General features: G+C 65.1%; 22 protein-coding genes. 13 read left to right on the top strand and 9 right to left on the bottom strand.

What is annotated here, in order from left to right:
• Window positions 1-8 precede the first annotated feature (8 nt).
• Window positions 9-953 (bottom strand): 4-hydroxy-3-methylbut-2-enyl diphosphate reductase, encoded by a 945-nt coding sequence (gene ispH / locus F4827_RS23815; RefSeq protein ID WP_183728207.1) that lies wholly within the window; start codon window positions 951-953, stop codon window positions 9-11.
• Window positions 954-1,508: 555 nt separating this feature from the next.
• On the opposite strand from ispH, the gene hpnC reads away from it, so the two are divergent.
• Window positions 1,509-2,378, top strand: coding sequence for a squalene synthase HpnC (gene hpnC / locus F4827_RS23820; RefSeq protein WP_183728210.1), 870 nt, complete (start codon window positions 1,509-1,511; stop codon window positions 2,376-2,378).
• Entirely contained in the window at window positions 2,375-3,553 is a 1,179-nt protein-coding gene (locus tag F4827_RS23825; protein WP_183728213.1) for a glycosyltransferase, read from the top strand. The genes hpnC and F4827_RS23825 overlap by 4 nt, the downstream gene beginning before the upstream one ends.
• Before the next feature lie 100 nt (window positions 3,554-3,653).
• Here F4827_RS23825 and F4827_RS23830 read toward each other — a convergent pair whose 3' ends face one another.
• Both F4827_RS23830 and hpnA read right to left on the bottom strand, forming a co-directional pair.
• The gene (locus F4827_RS23830) at window positions 3,654-4,295 is read right to left on the bottom strand and encodes a hypothetical protein (RefSeq protein WP_183728216.1); all 642 of its coding nucleotides are present in this window, start codon (window positions 4,293-4,295) and stop codon (window positions 3,654-3,656) included.
• Window positions 4,296-4,437: 142 nt separating this feature from the next.
• Complete coding sequence (hpnA, locus tag F4827_RS23835) at window positions 4,438-5,469, bottom strand: hopanoid-associated sugar epimerase (protein WP_183728219.1); 1,032 nt, start codon at window positions 5,467-5,469, stop codon at window positions 4,438-4,440.
• A 155-nt stretch (window positions 5,470-5,624) separates the two neighbouring features.
• Here hpnA and F4827_RS23840 point away from each other — a divergent pair, with 155 nt between their 5' ends.
• Window positions 5,625-5,921, top strand: coding sequence for an acylphosphatase (locus F4827_RS23840; protein WP_183728222.1), 297 nt, complete (start codon window positions 5,625-5,627; stop codon window positions 5,919-5,921).
• A gap of 66 nt (window positions 5,922-5,987) precedes the next feature.
• On the opposite strand, the gene egtD is transcribed toward F4827_RS23840, so the two are convergent.
• Window positions 5,988-6,968 (bottom strand): L-histidine N(alpha)-methyltransferase, encoded by a 981-nt coding sequence (gene egtD, locus F4827_RS23845; protein WP_183728226.1) that lies wholly within the window; start codon window positions 6,966-6,968, stop codon window positions 5,988-5,990.
• A gap of 400 nt (window positions 6,969-7,368) precedes the next feature.
• Between egtD and rarD the strand changes: the two genes are divergently transcribed.
• Entirely contained in the window at window positions 7,369-8,262 is an 894-nt protein-coding gene (gene rarD, locus F4827_RS23850) for an EamA family transporter RarD (protein WP_183728574.1), read from the top strand.
• 9 nt (window positions 8,263-8,271) lie between these two features.
• Here rarD and F4827_RS23855 read toward each other — a convergent pair whose 3' ends face one another.
• Window positions 8,272-8,838, bottom strand: a complete 567-nt coding sequence (locus tag F4827_RS23855) for a DUF962 domain-containing protein (protein ID WP_183728229.1) — start codon at window positions 8,836-8,838, stop codon at window positions 8,272-8,274.
• Window positions 8,839-8,930: 92 nt separating this feature from the next.
• Here F4827_RS23855 and F4827_RS23860 point away from each other — a divergent pair, with 92 nt between their 5' ends.
• From F4827_RS23860 to F4827_RS23870, 3 genes are all read left to right on the top strand, one after another.
• The gene (locus F4827_RS23860) at window positions 8,931-9,737 is read left to right on the top strand and encodes a Crp/Fnr family transcriptional regulator (RefSeq protein WP_183728231.1); all 807 of its coding nucleotides are present in this window, start codon (window positions 8,931-8,933) and stop codon (window positions 9,735-9,737) included.
• A 166-nt stretch (window positions 9,738-9,903) separates the two neighbouring features.
• Entirely contained in the window at window positions 9,904-10,548 is a 645-nt protein-coding gene (locus F4827_RS23865; RefSeq protein ID WP_183728234.1) for an HAD family hydrolase, read from the top strand.
• A gap of 44 nt (window positions 10,549-10,592) precedes the next feature.
• Window positions 10,593-11,831, top strand: coding sequence for a dienelactone hydrolase family protein (locus F4827_RS23870; RefSeq protein WP_183728237.1), 1,239 nt, complete (start codon window positions 10,593-10,595; stop codon window positions 11,829-11,831).
• Window positions 11,832-11,864: 33 nt separating this feature from the next.
• Here the strand turns inward: F4827_RS23870 and F4827_RS23875 are convergent, their stop codons facing one another.
• Complete coding sequence (locus tag F4827_RS23875; protein ID WP_183728240.1) at window positions 11,865-12,125, bottom strand: hypothetical protein; 261 nt, start codon at window positions 12,123-12,125, stop codon at window positions 11,865-11,867.
• Window positions 12,126-12,419: 294 nt separating this feature from the next.
• On the opposite strand from F4827_RS23875, the gene F4827_RS23880 reads away from it, so the two are divergent.
• Window positions 12,420-13,370 carry a peptidoglycan DD-metalloendopeptidase family protein gene (locus F4827_RS23880; protein ID WP_183728243.1) on the top strand — a complete coding sequence of 317 codons (951 nt, stop codon included), beginning with the start codon at window positions 12,420-12,422 and terminating at the stop codon, window positions 13,368-13,370.
• A 34-nt stretch (window positions 13,371-13,404) separates the two neighbouring features.
• Complete coding sequence (locus tag F4827_RS23885; RefSeq protein ID WP_183728246.1) at window positions 13,405-13,989, top strand: YSC84-related protein; 585 nt, start codon at window positions 13,405-13,407, stop codon at window positions 13,987-13,989.
• A gap of 71 nt (window positions 13,990-14,060) precedes the next feature.
• Here F4827_RS23885 and F4827_RS23890 read toward each other — a convergent pair whose 3' ends face one another.
• Together F4827_RS23890 and F4827_RS23895 are read right to left on the bottom strand one after the other, a co-directional pair.
• A complete protein-coding gene (locus tag F4827_RS23890) occupies window positions 14,061-14,837 on the bottom strand; it encodes a DNA/RNA non-specific endonuclease (protein ID WP_183728249.1) in 777 nt (258 codons plus the stop codon).
• Between the two features lie 276 nt (window positions 14,838-15,113).
• A complete protein-coding gene (locus F4827_RS23895) occupies window positions 15,114-15,473 on the bottom strand; it encodes a DUF3564 domain-containing protein (RefSeq protein ID WP_183728252.1) in 360 nt (119 codons plus the stop codon).
• Between the two features lie 335 nt (window positions 15,474-15,808).
• Between F4827_RS23895 and F4827_RS23900 the strand changes: the two genes are divergently transcribed.
• The 3 genes from F4827_RS23900 to F4827_RS23910 all read left to right on the top strand — a co-directional run bounded on the left by F4827_RS23900 (window position 15,809) and on the right by F4827_RS23910 (window position 18,429).
• Window positions 15,809-16,231: a rubrerythrin family protein gene (locus F4827_RS23900; RefSeq protein ID WP_167064385.1), complete on the top strand. Its 423-nt coding sequence runs from the start codon at window positions 15,809-15,811 to the stop codon at window positions 16,229-16,231.
• Between the two features lie 213 nt (window positions 16,232-16,444).
• Complete coding sequence (locus tag F4827_RS23905) at window positions 16,445-17,794, top strand: heterodisulfide reductase-related iron-sulfur binding cluster (protein WP_183728255.1); 1,350 nt, start codon at window positions 16,445-16,447, stop codon at window positions 17,792-17,794.
• A gap of 53 nt (window positions 17,795-17,847) precedes the next feature.
• Window positions 17,848-18,429: a DUF3501 family protein gene (locus F4827_RS23910; protein ID WP_183728258.1), complete on the top strand. Its 582-nt coding sequence runs from the start codon at window positions 17,848-17,850 to the stop codon at window positions 18,427-18,429.
• 13 nt (window positions 18,430-18,442) lie between these two features.
• Here F4827_RS23910 and F4827_RS23915 read toward each other — a convergent pair whose 3' ends face one another.
• A complete protein-coding gene (locus F4827_RS23915) occupies window positions 18,443-18,904 on the bottom strand; it encodes a GNAT family N-acetyltransferase (RefSeq protein ID WP_183728261.1) in 462 nt (153 codons plus the stop codon).
• Window positions 18,905-19,009: 105 nt separating this feature from the next.
• Here F4827_RS23915 and F4827_RS23920 point away from each other — a divergent pair, with 105 nt between their 5' ends.
• Window positions 19,010-20,530 (top strand): PLP-dependent aminotransferase family protein, encoded by a 1,521-nt coding sequence (locus F4827_RS23920; RefSeq protein ID WP_183728264.1) that lies wholly within the window; start codon window positions 19,010-19,012, stop codon window positions 20,528-20,530.
• The last annotated feature ends 101 nt before the right edge of the window (window positions 20,531-20,631 follow it).

Here is a 20,631-nt window from a genome sequence, read left to right on the forward strand (position 1 = left end):
TGTCCTCCTTAAACTTCGCGTGCGACGAGCGGTTGCAAGAGCTTCGACGGCAGCTTGAATTCGACTTTTTCTTCACGGCCCGCCATCGTCGACACCTCGACAGGCCCCAACGCGCGCAGCGCGTCGATCACGTTTTCCACCATTTCTTCGGGTGCCGACGCACCGGCCGTCAGACCGACCGTCGTGACACCGGCAAACCACTCCGGCTTCACTTCCGAACCGTCCGCCACGAGGTAGCTCGGCAGACCCGATTCGCTGCCGATTTCGCGCAGCCGGTTCGAGTTCGAGCTATTCGTTGCGCCCACTACCAGCAGCACGTCCACTTGCGACGACAGATCGCGTACGGCGGCCTGACGGTTTTGCGTGGCGTAGCAGATGTCGCGCGTGTCCGGACCGACGATGTCGGAGAACCGCTTGACCAGCGCATCGATGATGCCGCGCGTGTCGTCCACCGACAGCGTGGTTTGCGTCACGTAGGCGAGCGGCGCGTCGAGCGGCAGGTCCAGCTTTTGCACATCGGCTTCGCTTTGCACCAGCAGCACGGTGCCGGGAATCTGGCCGATCGTGCCTTCGACTTCGGGGTGACCGGCATGGCCGATCAGGATCAGCGTGCGGCCCGCCGCAACGTACTGGCGGCCCTGCACGTGAACCTTGGTGACGAGCGGGCAGGTTGCGTCCAGCACGTCGAGCTCACGTTCTTCGGCAGCGCGCTCGACGGTCTTGGCAACACCGTGCGCGCTGAAGATCGCGACGGCGCCTTCGGGCACTTCGTCGAGTTCTTCCACGAAACGCGCGCCCTTGTTACGCAGGTTCTCGACCACGTGACGGTTGTGGACGATTTCATGGCGCACGTAGACCGGCGCGCCGTGCTTCTGCAGTGCGCGATCGACAATTTCGATTGCGCGGACAACCCCCGCACAAAAGCCGCGGGGTTGGGCAAGGATCACTCGCATAGGGTGGCGAACTCCGACTGCCGCGCATGACGAAAAGCCCTAACGGACTTGCTCGCCGCGGCGATCATATTAATAAGGTGCTAATGAATGCATGCATCCGCCTGGGGGTGGGCGGAAAAACCAGACGCGCATTTTAACCCCATCGCCGCACCTTTGCTGTGTGGCGCGCGAGAAGGTGCGGCGCGCACGCGACGATAATCGGCATGAATCGTGGTTCGACCCTTTCGAAATCCTGTTATTGCCCCGGATTCGACGTCGTATTGACCCCGCCCGCAAGCCCGCGCGGCGGGATGGGAACGCGATGACAGTCCCGCGCCAAGCGGGTGAGCGGCGCATGACGGCGATGGGGCAAGCGCGCCGCCGTGTGGCGATGTGAAAGATTAATGAAAGCAATCCGTTTGCAATTTTCCGAAACAAGGGACAAAAAGATCGGCGGCGGCGATGGCGCGGTGCAACATGGCGCGGGAACCCTTAAACTAACGTCCCCGCTGCCGGAGCGCTCGGCGCGACGCGGGCCCGACCCCAATCAGGCCCGACCCCAATCAGGATGCCTGGATGGAACCCGACCACTACGACGATTTTCCGGTAGCGAGCCTGTTGCTGCCGAAGGCGCTCCGAGCGCCTGTCGGCGTGATCTACCACGTCGCGCGCACGCTCGACGACATCGCCGACGAAGGTGACTGGAGCCGCGAGGAGCGCCACCAGCGGCTGGCCGATTTTCGCGACGGACTCGACGCCGTGGCCGAAGGGCGCGCCGCGCCAGTGCATCCGACGCTGTTCGCAAAGCTCGCGGACGTGGTGCGCCGCTGCCGTTTGCCGCTGCAGCCGTTCTACGATCTGGTGTCGGCGTTCGACCAGGACATCGACACCACGCGCTACGCCGACCGTCTGGAACTGATGGACTTCTGCCGGCGCTCGGCCAACCCGGTCGGGCACCTGATGCTGCATCTGATCGACGAAGCGACGCCCGCGAATCTCGCCGATTCCGATGCCATCTGCACCGCCTTGCAGCTCATCACCTTTTTGCAGGACGTGCCGGCCGACTGGCGGCGCGGGCGCATCTATCTGCCGCGCGCCGACCGCGAGCGCCTGAACGTGACCGAGGCGCAGATCGCCGCGGGCGTGGTGGACGACGCCTGGCGCGCGCTGATGCGGCACGAAATCGCCCACGTGCGTGCGCTGATGTTGAGCGGCGCGCCGCTGGCGCTGCGCGTGCCGGAACGCTTCAGCCTCGAACTGTGCAGCGTGGTGCACGGCGGCCTGCGCATGCTCGACGTGATCGAGCGTGCCGACTACGACGTATTTCGCGCGCGGCCCGCGCTGCGCGTTTCCGACTGGACCGTGGTGCTGATGCGCACGGCGGCCATGTGGCTGTCGCGCCGCATTGGCGTGCGCACGCCTTCGATCAAGAGTAATAACGCATGATGACCACGATTCTGTTCGCCGTTTCCTGTCTTTCGCTGCTGATCTGGCTGGTGCTGCTGCTTGGCCGCGGCGGCTTCTGGCGCGCGCGTCCCGCCGATCCGCTGCCCGTGATCGAGCCTGCTTCGGGCTGGCCGTCGGCGTGCGCCGTGGTGCCCGCGCGCAATGAGGCCGATGCGATCGGCGAGGCGGTGACGTCGCTCTTGCGCCAGCAATACGGCGGCGACTTCCATGTGATCGTGATCGACGACCACAGCACCGACGGCACCGCCGAAGCCGCGCGCGCCGCCGCACTCGCGCTGCAGTGTCCCGAAAAGCTCACCGTCGTCACCGCGAAGCCGCTGCCGGCGGGCTGGTCGGGCAAGGTGTGGGCGCAGTCGCAGGGCATCGAAGCCGTGCGCACGCTCGGTCTGGACGCCGACTACCTGCTGCTCACCGACGCCGATATCGGCCATCCGGAAGACGCGCTCGCGCAACTCGTGGTGCGCGCGCAAGCCGAAAAGCGCGATCTGGTTTCGCTGATGGTGCGACTGCGCTGCGATTCGTTCTGGGAAAAGGCGCTGATCCCGGCCTTCGTGTTCTTCTTCGCCAAGCTCTACCCGTTCTCGTGGGTCAACAATCCGCGCAACAAGACGGCGGCGGCGGCGGGCGGCACCATGCTCGTGCGCCGCAAGGCGCTGGAAGAAGCGGGCGGCATCGAATCGATCCGCGCCGAACTCATCGACGATTGCAGTCTCGCGGCGCGCATCAAGCATCGCGGCGAAGGTCATCACCCGATTCGTCTGGACGTGGCCGCGAAGAGCGTGTCGCTGCGTCCTTACGATTCGTGGAAGGACATCTGGAACATGATCGCGCGCACCGCGTTTACGCAGCTGCATTACTCGGCGTGGCAGCTGGCGGGCACGCTCGTCGGCATGACGGTGATCTATCTCGCGCCGCCGGTCGTGGCGCTCGCGCTGGGCGCGAAGGGCTGGCCGGCGTGGCTGGCCTGGGCGCTGATGTGTATCGCGTACTCGCCGATGCTGGCTTACTATCGCCGCTCGCCGCTATGGGCGCCGTTCCTGCCGCTGGTCGCGCTGTTTTACGTCGGCGCGACGTTTGCCTCGGCGTGGCGCTTCTGGCGCGGCAAGGGCGGCCAGTGGAAGGCGCGCGTGCAGGCGCCGGCGCAAGGGCGCTGAACCCGTTGCCTGCGGCGCGCACATCCTCGCGCCTCAGATGCAAAAAAGCCGTCGCGTGCTGTGCACGCGGCGGCTTTTTAATTGACGACGGACCAGGGGACTAGCGCTGCGTCAGCATCATGTACATCTGCACGACCATGTCGGGCGAGAACGTGAACGGAACCCAGCCGTGGCCGGTGTGGCGCATCACCAGCAGACGGTCGCCGTTCGACTGCTTCTGCACCGCCATCATCGGGTTCTTCGTCGAGGCAAAGCGCCAGCCTGGCGGAATCGCGGCCGGCGGCTCGGGCTGCATCGAGGCGCGCACGTTCGCGAGTTCCTCGATCAGCTGGCTCACCTGCATCGGATGCAACGAGACGGTCTGGCCGTTGATCGTCATCGTGATCTCGTTCTGGCCGGGACGACCGACTTCCAGCGTGCCGCGGGCGTCGGCGGCCGGTGCTTCGGCGGCCGCGGCGACTTCGCTTGCAACCTCGCTTGCAACTTCGCTTGCGGCTTCCGGTGCGTCGGGCTGCGTCTGTTCCACGGCGGCGTCGGCCTGGGCGGACGCTTGCGGTTCGGCATGCGCGGCGGTCTCCGGCGCGTGGGTTGCCGGGTTTGCTGCCGCGTCGATAGATGCGGTCGAAGCCGTCGAATGCGGGGCCGTTGCGTCGGTCGCGCCGGGCGCGTGCGCGGCGCTGACGGCCTGAATGAGTTGATCGACGCCCACGTCGATCGCGCCGATCTGGTCTTGAAGATTCATGCGAGCTTCTCTGGTAAGACCCGCGATTTTACCCACAGAGCGCGGGAACCGGTCGGAGGTCGTTGTAAGGAGGTCGCAACAAAAGTTGTAACAATTGATGCTGCGAGCTGCTTTTGACTGGCCAGAAGCCCTTGTTCCAGACTTATTTCCTGCCCAGATAGCCCGCTTCGCCGAACCACGCGAGCGCATCTTTCAGGCCCTCGCGATAGGGCCGCGCGCGATAACCCAGCTCGCGCTGCGCCTTCGCCGACGTGAAGTACATCTTGTTCTTCGACATCTTCAGCGCATCGACGGTCACGAACGGCTCGCGCTTCGTGATGCGCGCGACGGCTTCCGCGCCCATCGCGAGCGGGTAGAGCGGCCAGCGCGGCAGCGCGATGGTCGGCGGTTTGCGCCCGACCATCCCGGCGATATCGGCGAGCATCTGCTGCAGCGGCAGGTTCTCGCCGCCCAGGATGTAGCGCTCGCCAATGCGGCCATGCTCCAGCGCCAGAAAGTGGCCGTTCGCCACGTCGTCGACGTGCACGAGGTTCAGGCCCGTATCGACGAACGCGGGCATCTTGCCGGTCGCCGCCTCGACGATGATGCGGCCCGTGGGCGTGGGCTTGACGTCGCGCGGGCCGATTGGCGTGGACGGGTTGACGATCACGGCGGGCAGACCGTCCTGCGCGATCATGCGCTCGACGGCGCGCTCGGCGATCACCTTGCTGCGCTTGTACACGCCGATCGCCTGATCGGCCTTGAGCGGCGAGGTTTCGTCGGCGGAATCGCCCGAACTCGTGACCTTGAGCGTCGCCACGCTGCTGGTGTAGACGATGCGCTCCACGCCCGCGGCGAGCGCGGCGCGCATGGTGGCCTCGGCGCCTTCGAGATTGGCGCGCTCGATTTCGAGCGGATCGGGCGCCCACAGGCGATAGTCGGCGGCCACGTGAAAGAGATAGCGCACGCCGTCGAGCGCGCGGCGCATCGAGGCTGCGTCGCGCATGTCGCCGGTGACGGTCTGTGCGCCGAGGGCTTCGAGAGCTTCGAGATTCTTGCGCGGGCTGGTCGCGCGCGCCAGCAGACGCACGGCAAAGCCTTTTTCCAGCGCGATACGGGCGACGGCCGAGCCGACGAAGCCGGACGCGCCGGTGATCAGCACGAGGTCCTGGTTAGCGCGGGATGTGTCGGTCATTCTGTTTTCGCATTCGGGTTCGATGATGGGCGCCGGGCCGATGGCCGCACGCCGTAGTGGCACGGATTGTACGTGGCGCGGGTGCGGCGCGTGCGCGCGCAGGCGTCTACAATGCCGACCGTATGCCGCAGGCAATGGAATCAGGAGATCGAAACATGAGCGAACCGGATCTGGATGCGCGTGTTGAAACGTATTACGTGCGCGTGCGCGGAACGGTGCAGGGCGTGGGTTTTCGTCACGCGACGGTGCGTCAGGCGCACGCGCTGCGTATTCGCGGCTATGTCGCCAATCTGGAAGACGGCTCGGTCGAAGCCGTGATTCAGGGCTCGGCGAACCAGGTGGACCGCATGCTCTCGTGGCTGCGTCACGGGCCGCCCGCCGCGCGCGTGAAATCGGTGGAGAGCGAAGAGCGCAACACCGAAAAGCGTTACGAGCGTTTCGAGCAGCACTGAAATACTCCGAAAAAAAGCGGTGCGCCCTGCAAAGCGCACCGCTTCTTCGTTGCGGTCAGCGTGAGCTCACGCGACTGCCAGCAGGCTCTCCGCAAATCCCCATTCCTTCTCGACCCATTGCCGCGCGCAGGTGAAGCCCGCATCGGCGGCAATCGCCGGGATTTCGTCGGCGTGGTATTTGTGGCTGCTCTCGGTCCAGATGGTCTCGCCGGCCGCCATGTCGATATCGATGCGCGCCGCGCCCACATGCGCGTGGACCTGACGCTTCGCGCGCAGATGCATTTCGACGCTGCGCGCGTCGGGATTGAAACGCGCGACGTGTTCGAAGTCGCGCAGATCGAAATCGGCATCCAGTTCGCGGTTGATGCGAGAGAGCAGGTTCAGGTTGAAGGCGGCGGTCGCGCCGATCGAATCGTCGTAGGCGGCGATCAGCGTATCGACGGGCTTCACGAGATCGGTGCCGAGCAGCAGCGTGTCGCCGGGACGCAGCATCGCGCGGATCTCGCGCAGAAAACGTGTGGCCGCGAGGCGCGCGAAGTTGCCAATCGTGCTGCCGAGAAACAGCACCAGCAGCCGCTCGCCGTTCTTGCGCTGGCGGCTCACTTCGGCGAGACCGGCCAGATAGTCGCGCTCGTAACCGACGATGGAAATGCGCTCGATATCGGCCAGTTCGCGACGGCAGAGCTGCAAGGCGGTGCGCGAGATCTCGATCGGACAATACGAAGTGGGGCGCTTGCGGCACAGTGCTTCGAGGATGCGGCGCGTCTTGCGGCCGCTGCCGCTGCCGAGTTCGGCGACGGTGACATCGGCGGGCAATGCCTCGACGATCTCGTTGGCGTAGCGTGTGAGCAGGCGCTCTTCCGAGCGCGTGACGCCGTATTCGGGCAGCACGGTGATCACTTCGAACAACGCCGAGCCGACCTCGTCGTACAGGTACATCGATGGCAATTCCTTTTGCGGCGCGTGCATGAGGCCGTTGCGGACATCGGCGGCGAAAGCGGCGTGGGCGGGATTGAGCGGTTCGGGGCGGGAGGCGGGCAGGGTCATGCGGGCTCCTGATGCATGGGACGGCAGGCGGCCGGGGCGTGTTCTCGGTGGGTGCGTCTGTCAAAGTTCCGATGAATCCACGCGCCGGACGAAGGGCAGTTCTCCAGCAAAGACTTTCGTTCTAGTCCATCGCGCGGGGCAATTCACGGACTAAATCGCGGGTTTCGCTGCTATAGCAGCGCTCGCATCGGCCGTGCCCGCCGCAGCGGCGGGGCTTGCGCGGCATTAGAATGCCGGCTGGCGCGCGTGCCCCGACAGCACGCCTAATTCAATAGCCGATTCACATGACAACGCTTTTTCTCGTGCCGCCTGTCTTCACGAAGGCCGCGCGCGGGGACGTTTCGTCCCGATTTTTCTCCCGTTTGCCAACGGCACGCGCCGTGATCCGCCGATGAAGCCGGTGAACACCTACGACCCCGGGCGCGGCATCACGCTTTCCGTTGGTGCTTCGGCGCTGTTCGCGTGTCTGTCTGCCTATACCTTGTTGCTTGCGCCGCTTGGCGGCCTCGACATCTTCGCGTGGCGCGTGATCTGGACCGCGCCAGGCGCGCTGGCGCTGCTGGTGCTGCGCAAGCGCTTGCCGCAATTGCTGGAGCTGGTCGCGCGCGCGCTTCGCGAGCCGCGCGTCGGCTTGATGCTGGTGGCAAGCGCCGCGCTGCTGGGCGTGCAGTTATGGGTGTTTCTGTGGGCGCCGCTGCACGGGCGCATGCTCGAAGTGTCGCTGGGTTACTTCATGCTGCCGCTGGTGATGGTGCTGGTCGGGCGCTACTACTATCACGAGCGTCTGGAGCCGCTGCAATGGGCCGCGGTGGCCTGCGCGGCGGTGGGCGTGGCGCACGAACTGTGGGCCACGCACGCGTTTTCGTGGCCGACGCTGCTGACGGCGCTGGGTTACCCGCCTTACTTCGTGCTGCGCCGCAAGATCCACGCGGATTCGCTCGTCACTTTCGCCGTCGAAATGGTGCTGCTGTTGCCGGTCGCGTTTCTGGAAGTGCACGCGGGCGGCTCGCTGGCGCTGCTTGGCCAGCATGCTTTTCTCGCGTGGGCGCTGCTGCCGGGCCTGGGCGTGATCAGCACGATCGCGCTCGCGACCTATCTGAAGTCCAGCCGCCTGCTGCCGATGGCGTTGTTCGGCATCCTGGGCTATGTGGAGCCGGTGCTGCTCGTGATCGTCTCCGTCACGCTGCTCGGCGAGCATCTGGGGCTGCGCCAGCTCGCGACTTACGTGCCGATCTGGATTGCCGTGGCGCTGACGGCGCTGCATGGCGCGCGGCTCGTGCGCCACTCGGGCTGATCCGCACCTTTATCGCGCCGCGTGCCCGCGCGGCGGATTGATGCGCGTGGGACCGGCCTTGGCCTCGATGGCGGCGAGCAGCGCGGGCCGCCAGCCGATCGCGAACAGCGCCTCGGCGAGCACGAAAATCGGCCCGATGACGAGGCCCGCCAGATCGTCCACGAAAGCGGGTTTGCGATGCTCGTAAGCCGCGTGGCCGATGAACTGGAACACCCAGCCCACCACGAACAGGCCGATGCCGCCCGCAAGCCAGGCGGCCGCGCCCTGCTGCGCGAGCCACGCGCCGAACGTCAGGCACAGCGCCGCAACCACGGCCATCATGATCCCCAGCGGCACGTCGAGCACGAGGTAATAGAGTGTCGAAGCGCCGAACAGCAGCCACGCGGGCGACAGCGGCACGGCGGCGAGCGGCCAGCCCGCACCTCCCGCACCGCCCGCACCCCATAGCACCGGCCGCGAAAGCAGCACGGCGAGCGCCAGCACGATCATCGGAATGCCGACGAAATGCGTGGCGATGTTGCGTGTGTCGCGATGGTATTCAGCGTATTGGGCGAGCTGATCGGTCAGGTTTCTCATGGATGTCCCCTTGTCTCCAAAGTCATTATGATCGTCGGGCGCACCGCCCCAGACCTTCGGCTAGCCGACAATCTCGAATTGACGATGTATCGATGACTTCGCATTCCGACGCCTCCGCCTCCGGCCAACCGGTTCACGCCGCCGCGCCTGCCCTGCGTGCCGTTCCCGCGCTGGCAGCGGCGCTGGAACGCAGCAGCTGGTTCGTCGGCCTGCCCGCGCCGCTGCGCGACAGCCTGCGCGCGGCGGGTCGCGTGCGCGCGTTGCGTGCGGGCGAGCGCTTGTTCCTGCGCGGCGATCCCGCCGACGGCGTCTATTGCGTGCTGAAAGGAGCGGTGCGCGTGGGCGCGGCGAGCCTGTGCGGGCGCGAGGCGCTGCTCGCGCTGATGGGCCCGGCGAGCTGGTTCGGCGAGATCGCGCTGTTCGATTCGGGCGTGCGCACCCACGATGCCTATGCCGAGCGCGACACCTCGCTCTTTCACGTGCCGCGCGCCGCGTTGGGCGCGCTGCTCGACGAGACGCCCGCGTACTGGCACGAGTTCGGCCTGCTGCTGGCGCAGAAGCTGCGCCTTGCTTTCGACGCCATCGAGGAGAGCGCGCTGCTGCCCGCCGCACCGCGCGTCGCGCGGCGTTTATTGCTGCTGGCGGCGGGCTACGGCGAAGCGGGCCGCGATTCAGCCAGCGACGTGGCGAAAAGCGCGGCCGCGAGCGTGACCGAAAACGCGCACACGGCGCGGCCCATCGTGCACGTGCCGCAGGAAGACCTCGCGCTGATGCTGGCGCTGTCGCGTCAGACCGTGAACCAGATCCTGCGCCAGTTCGAGCGCGACGGACTGCTGGCGCTGCGTTACGGTGAGATCGAAATCGTCGATGCGGCTCGTCTGGAGCAGCAGGCGCGCTGATTTCACGTGAGTGCGCCCTGTACACGACGCACGCGATTCACGTAATAGCGCGCGCCATTGCAGCCGTGCGCCGTTTGCCCCGACAATGGCGCGGGCTTACAGCGGGCTTGTCCCGTCTGCTTCGATCAACCTGCCGCCTGAGCGTGGCGCTTTCCGATACCGCTTCATGACCGACCGCGTCATTGTCGCCTTCGATTTCGACGGCACCATCACCACGTCCGACAGCTTTCGCGCCTTCATGCTCGACGCCGCCGGCGCCACGCGCTTCGCGCTGGCCGCGCTGCGTTGCCTGCCCTGGCTGATTGGCATTGCGCCAGGCTGGTCGCAGCGCGGGCCGACCAAGGCGCGCTTTCTGCTCGCGGCCTTGGGCGCGGTGCGCCGCGAGAAGCTGGAAGCCGCCGCGCAACGTTTCGCGCAAACGCGTCTGCTCGATCTGCTGCGCCCGGAGATGCTGGTGCGCATCCGCGAGCATCAGGCGCTGGGCCACGAAGTCGTGCTGGTGAGCGCGTCGCCTTCGGTGTATCTGCGCCAATGGGCGCCGACGGTGGGTATCGAAACGGTGCTGGCGAGCGAGCTGGAATGGCGCGATGGCGTCTACACTGGCCACCTTGCGGGCCGCAACTGCTGGGGCCCGGAAAAGGTCGCGCGGCTGCGCGCCTGGTGGGGCGAGAAGGCGCCCGCCACGCTCTATGCCTATGGCGACAGCCGTGGCGACCGCGAAATGGCGCAGCTCGCCAACTACGCCTGGATACGCGGCGAAGCGCCGTTGCCGCCGCTCCTGCCAACGGGCGGATTCGGCGCAACGGCATAAAGAACGCTCGGCCCGACCCCACGAAGACCCAAGGAGACGACCCCATGAACGGACAATGGACCACGGTGAAGTCGGGCGACGGCGGCGAATTCCGCGCCTACACGGCACTGCCGCCCGAGGGCAGTGGCCCCGGTCTCGTGCTGCTGCAGGAGATCTTCGGCGTGAACGCGAACATGCGCGCAACCGCTGACCGTTACGCCGAAGAGGGTTACGTCGTCATGGTGCCCGACCTGTTCTGGCGTCTGGAGCCGGGCGTCGATCTGGGCTACGACGGCGCGGATATGACCAAGGCGCTCGCGCTGTATGAGCGCTTCGACGTCGATCTCGCGCTCGACGACATCGCGCAGACACTCGCGGCGCTGCGCGCGCACCCGTCGCAGCGCGGCAAGGTTGGAGCGCTGGGTTTCTGCCTGGGCGGCAAGCTGGCGTACCTGGCGGCCGCGCGCACCGATGTCGATTGCGCGATCGGCTATTACGCGGTTGGGCTCGAACACTATCTGGACGAAGCGCGCACGATCCGCTGCCCGCTGATGCTGCACTTCGGCGCGGACGACAAATCGTGCGACGCCGCCACGCGTGCGCGTATCGAAGCGGCGCTGGCGGCCAAGCCGGGCGTCGAGCTGTACACCTATGCGGGCTGCGATCACGCTTTCGCCTCGCCCGCGCGCCCGCAATTCGACAAGGCCGCCGCGATGATGGCGTATTCGCGCTCGCTCGCGATGCTGCGCCGCGTGATGGGCCCGATCTACGATTTCAACGCGCTCTGGGAAGCGCATTGCTACCACGAGTTCGTCGCACGCAATCCCGATGACGTGATGCCGACCATGGTCGCGCAGCCCTACGTCAACCACATTCCGACCATGACGGGCGGCGTGGGCTACGACGAACTCAAGCGCTTCTACACGCACCACTTCGTGCATTCGAACCCCGAGGACACGCGCCTGATCCCGATCTCGCGCACCATCGGCTCGGATCGCGTGGTCGACGAGTTCATCTTCTGCTGCACGCACGATCGCGAGATCGACTGGCTGCTGCCGGGCCTCGCGCCCACGGGCAAATACTTCGAAGTGCCGATGCTCGCCGTGATCTGCTTTCGCGGCGCGAAGCTCTACAACGAGCACATCTACTGGGACCAGGCTTCGGTGCTCGCGCAGATCGGCGCGATCGACCCGACCGGGCTGCCGATTGCGGGCATCGCAAGCGCAAAGAAACTGCTCGACGAAACCCTGCCGTCGAACACGCTCATGGCGGCGTGGAAAAGCAGCGAAGGCAAGCCGTACTGAGCTTGCCTTCGTGATGTGATTGCGTAACCCGTCTTACTGGAACGGATTGTCGATGACGCCGGGCTTCGCGTCCGGCTCGACCTTCACCTGCGCGGGCAGATGCGGATCGGCCTGCAATTTCGCCACCACGTTGTCCAGCGCCGCCTTCAGCGCGAGCGCGGCGGCGAGCCCGCGCTTGTCGCGCGTGAATTCGAGCGTACCGGCCAGCGTCACGCGCGTGGTGCCGTTGGTGAGCGTGAGCGCGTCGCCCTGCACGTTCAGGACATCGTCGTCGTTTGCGTATGCGTCGAACACCTTCTATTCCTCCTTGAGCGCGATGCACGTTGGGCTCGCATTATAAGAAGCGCTGCGCGCCGCCATCAAATGTGAAGCGAACCTGAAGCGCATGTGGCCCCACGGTCATGTCTGCGAGGCCGTTTTGCGTCAACGCTGACGCAGATCAAGACCGAATCGCGAAACCGCTGCACTTCGCGGCAAACCGATGATGATGACGCACCTGAGTTTGAACGAGGAGTGCGTCATGGGAATTCTAGACAAGGTTGCCGCCATCGCGAGCGCGGCTGCGCAAACATCGTGGCCGGTCTGAGCATGCGAATTTCGCATTGGATCTCGCGTGTTGCGCGGGCGCGGGCGCAATGGCTCGCCGCGACGGCGGTGCTGGCCGCTTGCGTGACGCTGCTGGCGGCCTGCACGTTCACGCCTTGGCAGACGCTGGGCCGTCCCGGCGATGAAGGGGGCGCGGATACGGCGGAGGCTGCGCCGACCGGTGCGAGCGCATCCGCTGCGCCGTTTTCCGCGCCCATCGTCGTGCCTGCATCCAAAGTCGTGGCCGAAGTGCCTGGGGCGCGTGCGGCCAGCGACATGTATCGCGTGAAGGCCGGCGACACGCTCTATCACATCGCCGCCGCGCATGGCCAGCGTGCCGCCGATATCGCCGCCTGGAACAAGTTGCCTGCATCGGCCCAGGTGAAAGTGGGGCAGATGCTGCGCGTCAAGCCGCCTGCGAAGGGTGCGGGGGCTTCGTCGCCGCCCGCGCCTGTCGCCGCTGCGCCAGCGGCGCCTGCTGCCTCTGTGGGTTCAGCGGCCTCTGTGGGTTCAGCGGCCTCCGAACCCGCCGCCAGGCCGCCTGCGGCGAAACCGGCTGCGGCCAAACCTCCCCACGCGGCCGCCGCCCGGCTCGCCTGGCCGATGAACGGCAACGTCGCCACCCGCTTCGCTCCCGGCAAATCGCGCGGCATCGTCATCGCGGGCGCACCCGGACAGCCGGTCAAAGCCGCCGCGGCCGGACGCGTGATGTACGCCGGCAGCGGCATTCAGGGCTACGGCAAGCTCATCATCGTCAAGCACGACACGCACCTGCTTACCGCCTACGGACGCAATGGCCGCCTGCTGGTCAAGCAAGGCGACGCGGTGAAGCTTGGCCAGACGATCGCCACGAGTGGTGCCGATTCAGCCGGTGTCGGCACGCTGCTATTCGAAGTCCGAGAAAACGGCAAGCCTGTCGACCCGCAAGACTGGCTGCCGCGATCACAATCGTAACGTTTGTTCTGGAGTGCAAATGAAAGTGGAAAAGATGAATCGAAGACAATTTCTCGCAGCCGGCGCCGCTGGCGTCGTCACGTTCACGGGCCTCGCTGCCTGCACCATGACGCCGACGACCGCCGGATCGTCCGAGGAAAATCTGCATGCGCGCCGCGAGATCGACGCCAGCGTGGACGGGGCGCTCACCCGTCTCTATAGCACCGTGAAGGGCTCGCGCGAACTGCTTTCGAAAGCGCGCGCCGTACTGGTGTTCCCGGAGGTCATCGGCGCGGGCATTGGGGTCGGCGGCCAGTATGGCAAGGGCGCGTTGCGCGCGGGAGGCCGGTCGGTGGGCTATTTCAGCACCACCGCCGGTTCGCTGGGTTTCCAGCTTGGCGCACAGTCGCGCGCGGTTTTCTACGCCTTCATGACTCAAGGCGCGTATGACCGCTTCCGTAACAGCAGCGGTTGGGCGGCGGGCGCGGACGGCACCGTCGCGCTCGTGAAGATGGGCGCGAACGGCACCATCGACACGACAACAGCTGTCAATCCCATCGAAGCCATCGTGCTGACCAACGCCGGGCTGATGGCAGGCGTCTCCCTGGAAGGCTCGAAGGTTTCGCGACTCGACATCTGAGCCAGAGTCGCTCTGCGGCGAAGGGCGTGGCGCACCGTTCCCGCGCTGCGCCCTTTTTTATTGCGTCGCGTTTACCAGCCCCATTTGCGCACGGAAAACGCGTAGCCGTTGAAAGCCACGTTGGTCTTCGCGGCGACTTGCGGCGGAATGCCAGGAAACGCGATGCCGGCCTGCGAGCTCAATTCGGCGACCGGACGGATGTCGTAGCGATCGACGGTGGTGTTGTCCGCGACGATGGCGAACGCGAGCTGCTGCGACGGCACGTACACGACCTTGAAAATCTGCGTAGGCACGAGCACGCGCGTCGCGCCGATGGTCTGCAACTGCGCACCCGTGAAGAGCGGTCCGGTTACGACATAGGCTTCGCCATATTTATCCGCGAGTTTGCGAACCGCCGTTTCGATGTGCGCCCACAGGCGCTGGTTGTTCTCGCGATTCTGCGGAACGATGTTGGCCAGCGAAAACGATTCGGCCATCGCCTGCGGATTCCAGCGATTGCCCGCCGGGCTCATGTGACCACGATCGAAGCCGCTGCGCTTGTAATCGGCAAGCGTGGCGCCTTCGCCTGCGGGCAGACGGTCGTCCTCGAAGAAACGATTGGTGCGCGTCATGTCCTTCGCGGCTTCGAGGTGATCGCGCGTGAGATGTTCCGCCGACCAGAGCGGACCATGCGTGATGCCCGAGTGCAGCACGACGAAATCCGAGTAGCAGAGCATGCGCGTTTTCGGCGCCATGCGCGGGTTCGAGATGCTGGGGAACTGGCCCTCGGGGACGAATGCGGAACAGGCGGGTGCGGCGAACGCATGACCTGCGAAGGCCATGGCGAGACAGGCAAACAACTTCTTCATGGGCGAACCGGAAATGCGAGAGGTACGCGGGCGCTGCGCTCGATCTGCTCGATGCGCGGCGCCGCGTTCGTAAAGGGCCTGAAAGTATAGCGGGCGGGCTCGCGCGCGGCCACATCACGACACGCGCGATGCGGCGTCCGGGCGAGCGCCAGCGTGTGCATCGCCAGGGCGATGCACAGCAAACCGCGCCGCGCGAGGCAGCGCAGGGAACGGAAACATCAAGAGGGAACAGCCGGGTGCGGCGCGCCAGAACAGCACGCTGCGGTCAACTCAAAGTCAACCTGCAAACAACGCGTTTTCTGCCTGGACGGCCTGTCGATCCACGGCCTGCAGGCGCCACTGGCCTTCCATCGGCGCGTGCGAGACTTCGCACGACCACGTGGCATCGCCGTGCGCGGAACTGATTTCCTGGCGGCGGTTGACGTGCAGGCCGCGCAGTGTGCAAAGCGGTTGATCGGCGAGGGGCGCGCAAAGCGCCGTGACGCCGCCGCTGTCGCGCATCTCGCCCCATTCGGGGAGATCGATGCCGGCGTGCGACTCACGCGACCAGCGTTGCTGGTCGGTATCGAGCCAGAGCACTGCATAGTCATGATTCACGGTCGGATCGGGACCGTTGATCAAAATCGTCAGTCGCATGTGAACTCCGAAAATGGCGCGAGGGGCGGTCGCGCGACCAATCTGGACGAACAATAAGTCTAGAACGTATGCATCCGTGTGCAAGGCGGTTTTTCACATATTGGGACGCTTTTGTCTTCAGCTTAGACAATAGAACCGCCGCTGCGTCTGTGACACGCCGTCGCGCAAGGCTTTGCCGCGATTTGTCCGCGCACTATCGGCGAGATTGAAATTCGCAATTGGGAACGCAAACGGCATTTCCTAGATTGATAGAGCGGCGTAGTCCGCATGATGTCTTGCTGCACCGCACGAAGATGCGTAGCGCCGCGTCCCCACAGAACAGGATGGAGGCATAGATGACACAGCTCAAAGGCTCGAAGACCGAGCAAAATCTCAAGGACGCCTTCGCAGGCGAGTCGCAGGCAAACCGTCGTTACCTCTATTTCGCAGCCAAGGCCGATGTCGAAGGCCAAAACGATGTCGCCGCCCTGTTCCGCTCGACGGCGGAAGGCGAAACCGGCCACGCGCATGGCCACCTCGAATATCTGGAAACCGTAGGCGATCCCGCCACGGGTTTGCCCTTCGGCACCTCCCGGCTGAATCTTGAAGCCGCCATCGCCGGCGAGACGCACGAATATACCGATATGTACCCCGGCATGGCCAAGGCGGCGCGCGACGAGGGCTTCGACGAAATCGCAAACTGGTTCGAGACGCTAGCCAAGGCTGAGCGCAGCCACGCCAACCGCTATTCGAAAGCGCTGGAAGCGCTGGTCGAATAGGCATCAAGGGCCTCAGGCCGCTTTTGAGTCCTCTCTTGAGTCCTCGCTTGAGTTCTCTTTGGAGCCCGCTTTTGAGCCCTTAGGCTCGTGCACGGCGCGGCACGCAGCGACTGACGCACGGGGCGATCGTGCGGCTCGCTGCGCAACCGCCCGCGCGTGCCTGCGCGCACGGCAAACGCAGCACACAAAGCCAGATAGAAAAAAGGAGACGTCATGCCCCATAAGGAAGGCAGTCTCGAAGCGCCCACGCGGCATCCGCTGGACTGGCAGTCTGAGGCGTTCTACGACCAGGCGAAGCTGGACGATGAACTCGCGCGGGTGTTCGATATCTGCGCGGGCTGCCGGCGCTGCGTCTCGCTATGCGGCGCGTTTCCGGCGCTGTTCGATCTCGTCGACGAAACCGATACCGGCGAGGTGCACGATGTCGATAAGGCTTCCTATGGGAAGGTGGTCGATCAGTGTTACCTCTGCGACCTCTGCTATATGACGAAATGCCCGTATGTCCCGCCGCATCCGTGGAACGTCGATTTTCCGCATCTGATGCTGCGAGCGAAAGCGATCCGCTATCGCAACGGTGAAGTCAAGCTACGTGACCGCGTGCTGTCGAATACGGATGCGCTGGGCCATCTGGCGGGCATTCCCGTCGTCACGCAGACCGTCAATGCGGTGAATGGCACGAAAGCGATGCGCGGCCTCATGGAGGATACGCTGGGTGTGGATCGGCATGCGTGGCTGCCCTCGTTCGCGACGCGCAAGTTTCGCAGTTCGGCGCGCAAGGCGGCGTCGAGCGAGGTGCGCGATGGCGAACGCACGCCGGGCAAGGTGGCCATCTACGCCACCTGCTATGTGAACTTCAACGAGCCCGGCATCGGCCACGATCTGCTGGCGCTGCTCGATCACAACGCCATTCCCTACGAGCTGGTCAAGAGCGAGGCGTGCTGCGGCATGCCGCTGCTCGAACAGGGCAACCTCGAAGGCGTGGCGAAGAAGCAGGCCGCGAATATGCCCGTGCTCGCTCAGTACGCGCGCGAGGGCTACGCGCTGCTGGGCGCGGTGCCGAGTTGCGTGCTGATGTACAAGCACGAACTGCCGCTGATGTTCCCCGACGACGCAGACACGCGCGCCGTGAGCGAAGCGTTCTGGGACCCGTTTGAATACTTCGTGGCGCGTAATCGCGACGGTCTGCTCAAGACCGATTTCGACACGCCGCTGGGCAATGTCTCGTATCACGTACCTTGTCACGCGCGCGTGCAGAACATCGGCCGCAAGACCTCGGATCTGCTATCGCTCGTGCCCGAAACGAAAGTCAACGTGATCGAGCGCTGCTCCGGCCATGCGGGCACCTTCGGCGTCAAGAAGGAATTTCATGCGATGTCGATGAAGATTGGCACGCCGGTATTCAAGCAGATGGCGCAGGGCGGTCCCGATTTCATCTCGTCGGATTGCCAGCTGGCAGGACACCACATCGCGCAAGGCATCGAGGAGAAACGGCTCGGTTCAGCCGAAGGCGGGCCGCCGCTTGCGCATCCGCTGACGTTATTGCGCCGCGCCTACGGCATTTGATATGGACTGCGATGGTTTCAGTGCCTGATCCCATCATGCAAAAGGACAAACCGATGACGATCGCAAGAAATTCCTTGCTCTCGCTGGAAGCGTATTCGAAGCAACGCACCGCGATGCGCGGCAAGATTATCGAGCACAAGAAGCGCCGCGCGGTGGCGCTGGGCAATCACCTGACGTTTCTCTTCGAGGACGAAGCGACGATCCGCTATCAGATCCAGGAGATGCTGCACATCGAGAAGATTTTCGACGAAGACGGCATACAGGGCGAACTCGACGCCTACCTGCCACTCGTGCCCGACGGCCGCAACCTGAAGGCGACCTTGCAGATCGAGTACGAGAACGCCATCGAGCGCCAGGCGGCGCTCGCGCGATTGATCGGCATCGAGGATCGCGTGTTCATGCAGGTGGATGGCGAGCCGCCCGTGCACGCGATCGCCGACGAAGACCTTGATCGCGACAACGATGAAAAGACCTCGGCGGTGCATTTCGTGCGCTTCGAATTCACCCCGGCGATGATCGACAGGCTACGCGCGGGCGCGGCGCTGGCGATGGGCTGCGATCATCCGCACTATCGCGTGCCCGCGCAGATCATCGAGGGCGAGGTGCGCGCATCGCTGCTAGGCGACTTCGCGTAGCCCCTCGCTCGAATTAAACGTCCTTGCGATACATGACGAAGCCGGGCTTGTCGGCGACATCGTCGTAGAGGCGCATTGCCGTGCGATTCGTCTCGTGCGTGTGCCAGTAGACGCGCTTCGAATTCGACGCCTTTGCGTGCGCATAGACCGCTTCGATCAGCGCGCGCCCCACGCCCTTGCCGCGCAGATCTTCTACGGTAAACAGATCCTGCAGATAGCAGATGGGACCGTCGAGCGTGGTGTTGCGGTGATAGATGAAATGCACGAGGCCCACCACGCGTTCGCCCTGCAGTGCGATGAGCGCGTGCATGGGTTCGTAGCCGTCGAAGAAACGCGTCCACGTGGTTGCTGTGATCGATTCGGGCAGCGCTGTCGCATCGAAGCGGCCATAGAAACGGTTATAGCCGTCCCAGAGCGGACGCCACGCGTCATAGTCGGCGGGTGTGACGGCACGCACCTCGATCGTCTGGCTCATCGTCGTTCTCCTTGTCGTCTCTTCAATCGATAACAGACGCCAGCGTAAGCGTTTTGTGGCACCATTGTTAGTCCCACACCAGCGGCAAAACATGGAGCCACGAGATTGGACTACGCGCTGATGATGTCGGCCTACGAGCGCAAGGCGCGTGCGAATGCATCGCGCCGCCTGACCCAGCAGGACCTGCTCTACGAGAGCCTGCGCCGCGCGATTCTCGACGGCGATATTGGTCGGGGTACGCGTCTCGCGTCCAGCCGCACGCTGGCGGAGGAACTCGATATTGCGCGCAATTCGGTGCTCTATGCGTATGAGCGATTGATCGACGAAGGCTTTGTCACGGCGACGCGCCACGGCTCGGTCGTCAACGACGTGAAAGGCGCCTCCGCGCAGCCATCGGTGCAAGCGGAACCCGGCGAGACCGCCCCGCGCATGCTCTCGCGCCGCGTGCGCCAACTGCCGCCACGTCGTGCGCCCAGCAGCGACGCCATCGCTTTTCGGCCCGGCGTGCCCGCGCTCGACGCGTTTCCCCTCGTGCAGTGGCGCACCGCGCTTGAACGGGCGATGCGCGAGGTGGCCGCGAGCGAACTGGGCTACGGCGACAGCGTGGGCCAGCCCGCCTTGCGTCAGGCCATCGCGCAATATGTACGCGTTTCGCGCGGGGTGCGCTGCCAGCCCGATCAGGTGTTCATTACCGATGGGACGCAAACGAGCCTGGACATCTGTGCGCGCTTTTTCGCCGACGAAGGCGAGCGCGTGTGGATCGAGAATCCCGGCTATCCGGGCGCGCGCGTGGCGATGCTTGCGGCGGGTCTATCGCTCGAGCCGATACCCGTGGATGCGGCGGGTATGGCCGCGCGTGCGGAAGACTGGCGCGATGCGCCGCCGCGCCTGGTGTATCTGACGCCTTCACATCAGTATCCGCTGGGTTGCGTGCTGAGCCTGGAGCGGCGGCTTGCCATGATCGAACACGCGCGGGCGTGCGGCGCGTGGATCATCGAAGACGACTACGACAGCGAGTTGCGCCACGATGGGCCGCCGCTGCCGTCGATCCAGGGACTCGCCGACGATACGCCAGTGATTTACCTCGGCACCTTCAGCAAGACCTTGTTTCCGGCGCTGCGGATTGGTTTCATGATCGTGCCGCGTGCGGTGGTGGCGCAAATGGAAACGGCGCATCGCACGCTCAAGCGGCAAGGGCGCGTGGCCGAGCAAATGGCGCTGGCGGATTTTATCGAAAGCGGACGCTATGCGCGGCATCTGAGGCGCATGCGCAAGCTGTATCTCGCGCGTCGCGATGGTCTGGTCGCGGCGATCGAAAAGCATCTTGCGGGGCTGATGACGGTGTCGGCGGACGCGGGTGGGATGCACCTGAGCGTGCGGCTGGATGCTCCGCTCGACGATGTGGCGGTGAGCGAAGCTGCCCGTGCGCATGGCCTGGCGCTCTCGCCGTTGAGTGCGTATTGCCTGGCTGATGGTGCAGAAGCGGGTGACGCGCCGTATAACGGCTTTTTGCTGGGCTATGCGGAGGCGACGCCCGAGGCGTCGGATACGTTGATGCAAGCGTTGGGCAACGTAGTGCGGGAGATGCTGCCGGACGTTAAAGCCGCAACCGTTCTATTGCAATGAGGTGAATGGCAAAAAGCACGACCGGCAATGTCACCCGGAACGTCAACGAACCTGGGCGCTTGCTGAAGACTTCGGCAGCGAGATCCAGGCTCGCGGCGACA

The organism is Paraburkholderia bannensis, from assembly GCF_014200455.1.
Classification (GTDB): Bacteria; Pseudomonadota; Gammaproteobacteria; order Burkholderiales; family Burkholderiaceae; genus Paraburkholderia; species Paraburkholderia bannensis_A.

Coding starts and splice junctions, on each gene's coding strand:
- ispH (WP_183728207.1), bottom strand. CDS start 953: ATGCGAGTGATCCTTGCCCAACCCCGCGGCTTTTGTGCGGGGGTTGTC.
- hpnC (WP_183728210.1), top strand. CDS start 1,509: ATGGAACCCGACCACTACGACGATTTTCCGGTAGCGAGCCTGTTGCTG.
- F4827_RS23825 (WP_183728213.1), top strand. CDS start 2,375: ATGATGACCACGATTCTGTTCGCCGTTTCCTGTCTTTCGCTGCTGATC.
- F4827_RS23830 (WP_183728216.1), bottom strand. CDS start 4,295: ATGAATCTTCAAGACCAGATCGGCGCGATCGACGTGGGCGTCGATCAA.
- hpnA (WP_183728219.1), bottom strand. CDS start 5,469: ATGACCGACACATCCCGCGCTAACCAGGACCTCGTGCTGATCACCGGC.
- F4827_RS23840 (WP_183728222.1), top strand. CDS start 5,625: ATGAGCGAACCGGATCTGGATGCGCGTGTTGAAACGTATTACGTGCGC.
- egtD (WP_183728226.1), bottom strand. CDS start 6,968: ATGACCCTGCCCGCCTCCCGCCCCGAACCGCTCAATCCCGCCCACGCC.
- F4827_RS23855 (WP_183728229.1), bottom strand. CDS start 8,838: ATGAGAAACCTGACCGATCAGCTCGCCCAATACGCTGAATACCATCGC.
- F4827_RS23860 (WP_183728231.1), top strand. CDS start 8,931: ATGACTTCGCATTCCGACGCCTCCGCCTCCGGCCAACCGGTTCACGCC.
- F4827_RS23865 (WP_183728234.1), top strand. CDS start 9,904: ATGACCGACCGCGTCATTGTCGCCTTCGATTTCGACGGCACCATCACC.
- F4827_RS23870 (WP_183728237.1), top strand. CDS start 10,593: ATGAACGGACAATGGACCACGGTGAAGTCGGGCGACGGCGGCGAATTC.
- F4827_RS23880 (WP_183728243.1), top strand. CDS start 12,420: ATGCGAATTTCGCATTGGATCTCGCGTGTTGCGCGGGCGCGGGCGCAA.
- F4827_RS23885 (WP_183728246.1), top strand. CDS start 13,405: ATGAATCGAAGACAATTTCTCGCAGCCGGCGCCGCTGGCGTCGTCACG.
- F4827_RS23890 (WP_183728249.1), bottom strand. CDS start 14,837: ATGAAGAAGTTGTTTGCCTGTCTCGCCATGGCCTTCGCAGGTCATGCG.
- F4827_RS23895 (WP_183728252.1), bottom strand. CDS start 15,473: ATGCGACTGACGATTTTGATCAACGGTCCCGATCCGACCGTGAATCAT.
- F4827_RS23900 (WP_167064385.1), top strand. CDS start 15,809: ATGACACAGCTCAAAGGCTCGAAGACCGAGCAAAATCTCAAGGACGCC.
- F4827_RS23905 (WP_183728255.1), top strand. CDS start 16,445: ATGCCCCATAAGGAAGGCAGTCTCGAAGCGCCCACGCGGCATCCGCTG.
- F4827_RS23910 (WP_183728258.1), top strand. CDS start 17,848: ATGACGATCGCAAGAAATTCCTTGCTCTCGCTGGAAGCGTATTCGAAG.
- F4827_RS23915 (WP_183728261.1), bottom strand. CDS start 18,904: ATGAGCCAGACGATCGAGGTGCGTGCCGTCACACCCGCCGACTATGAC.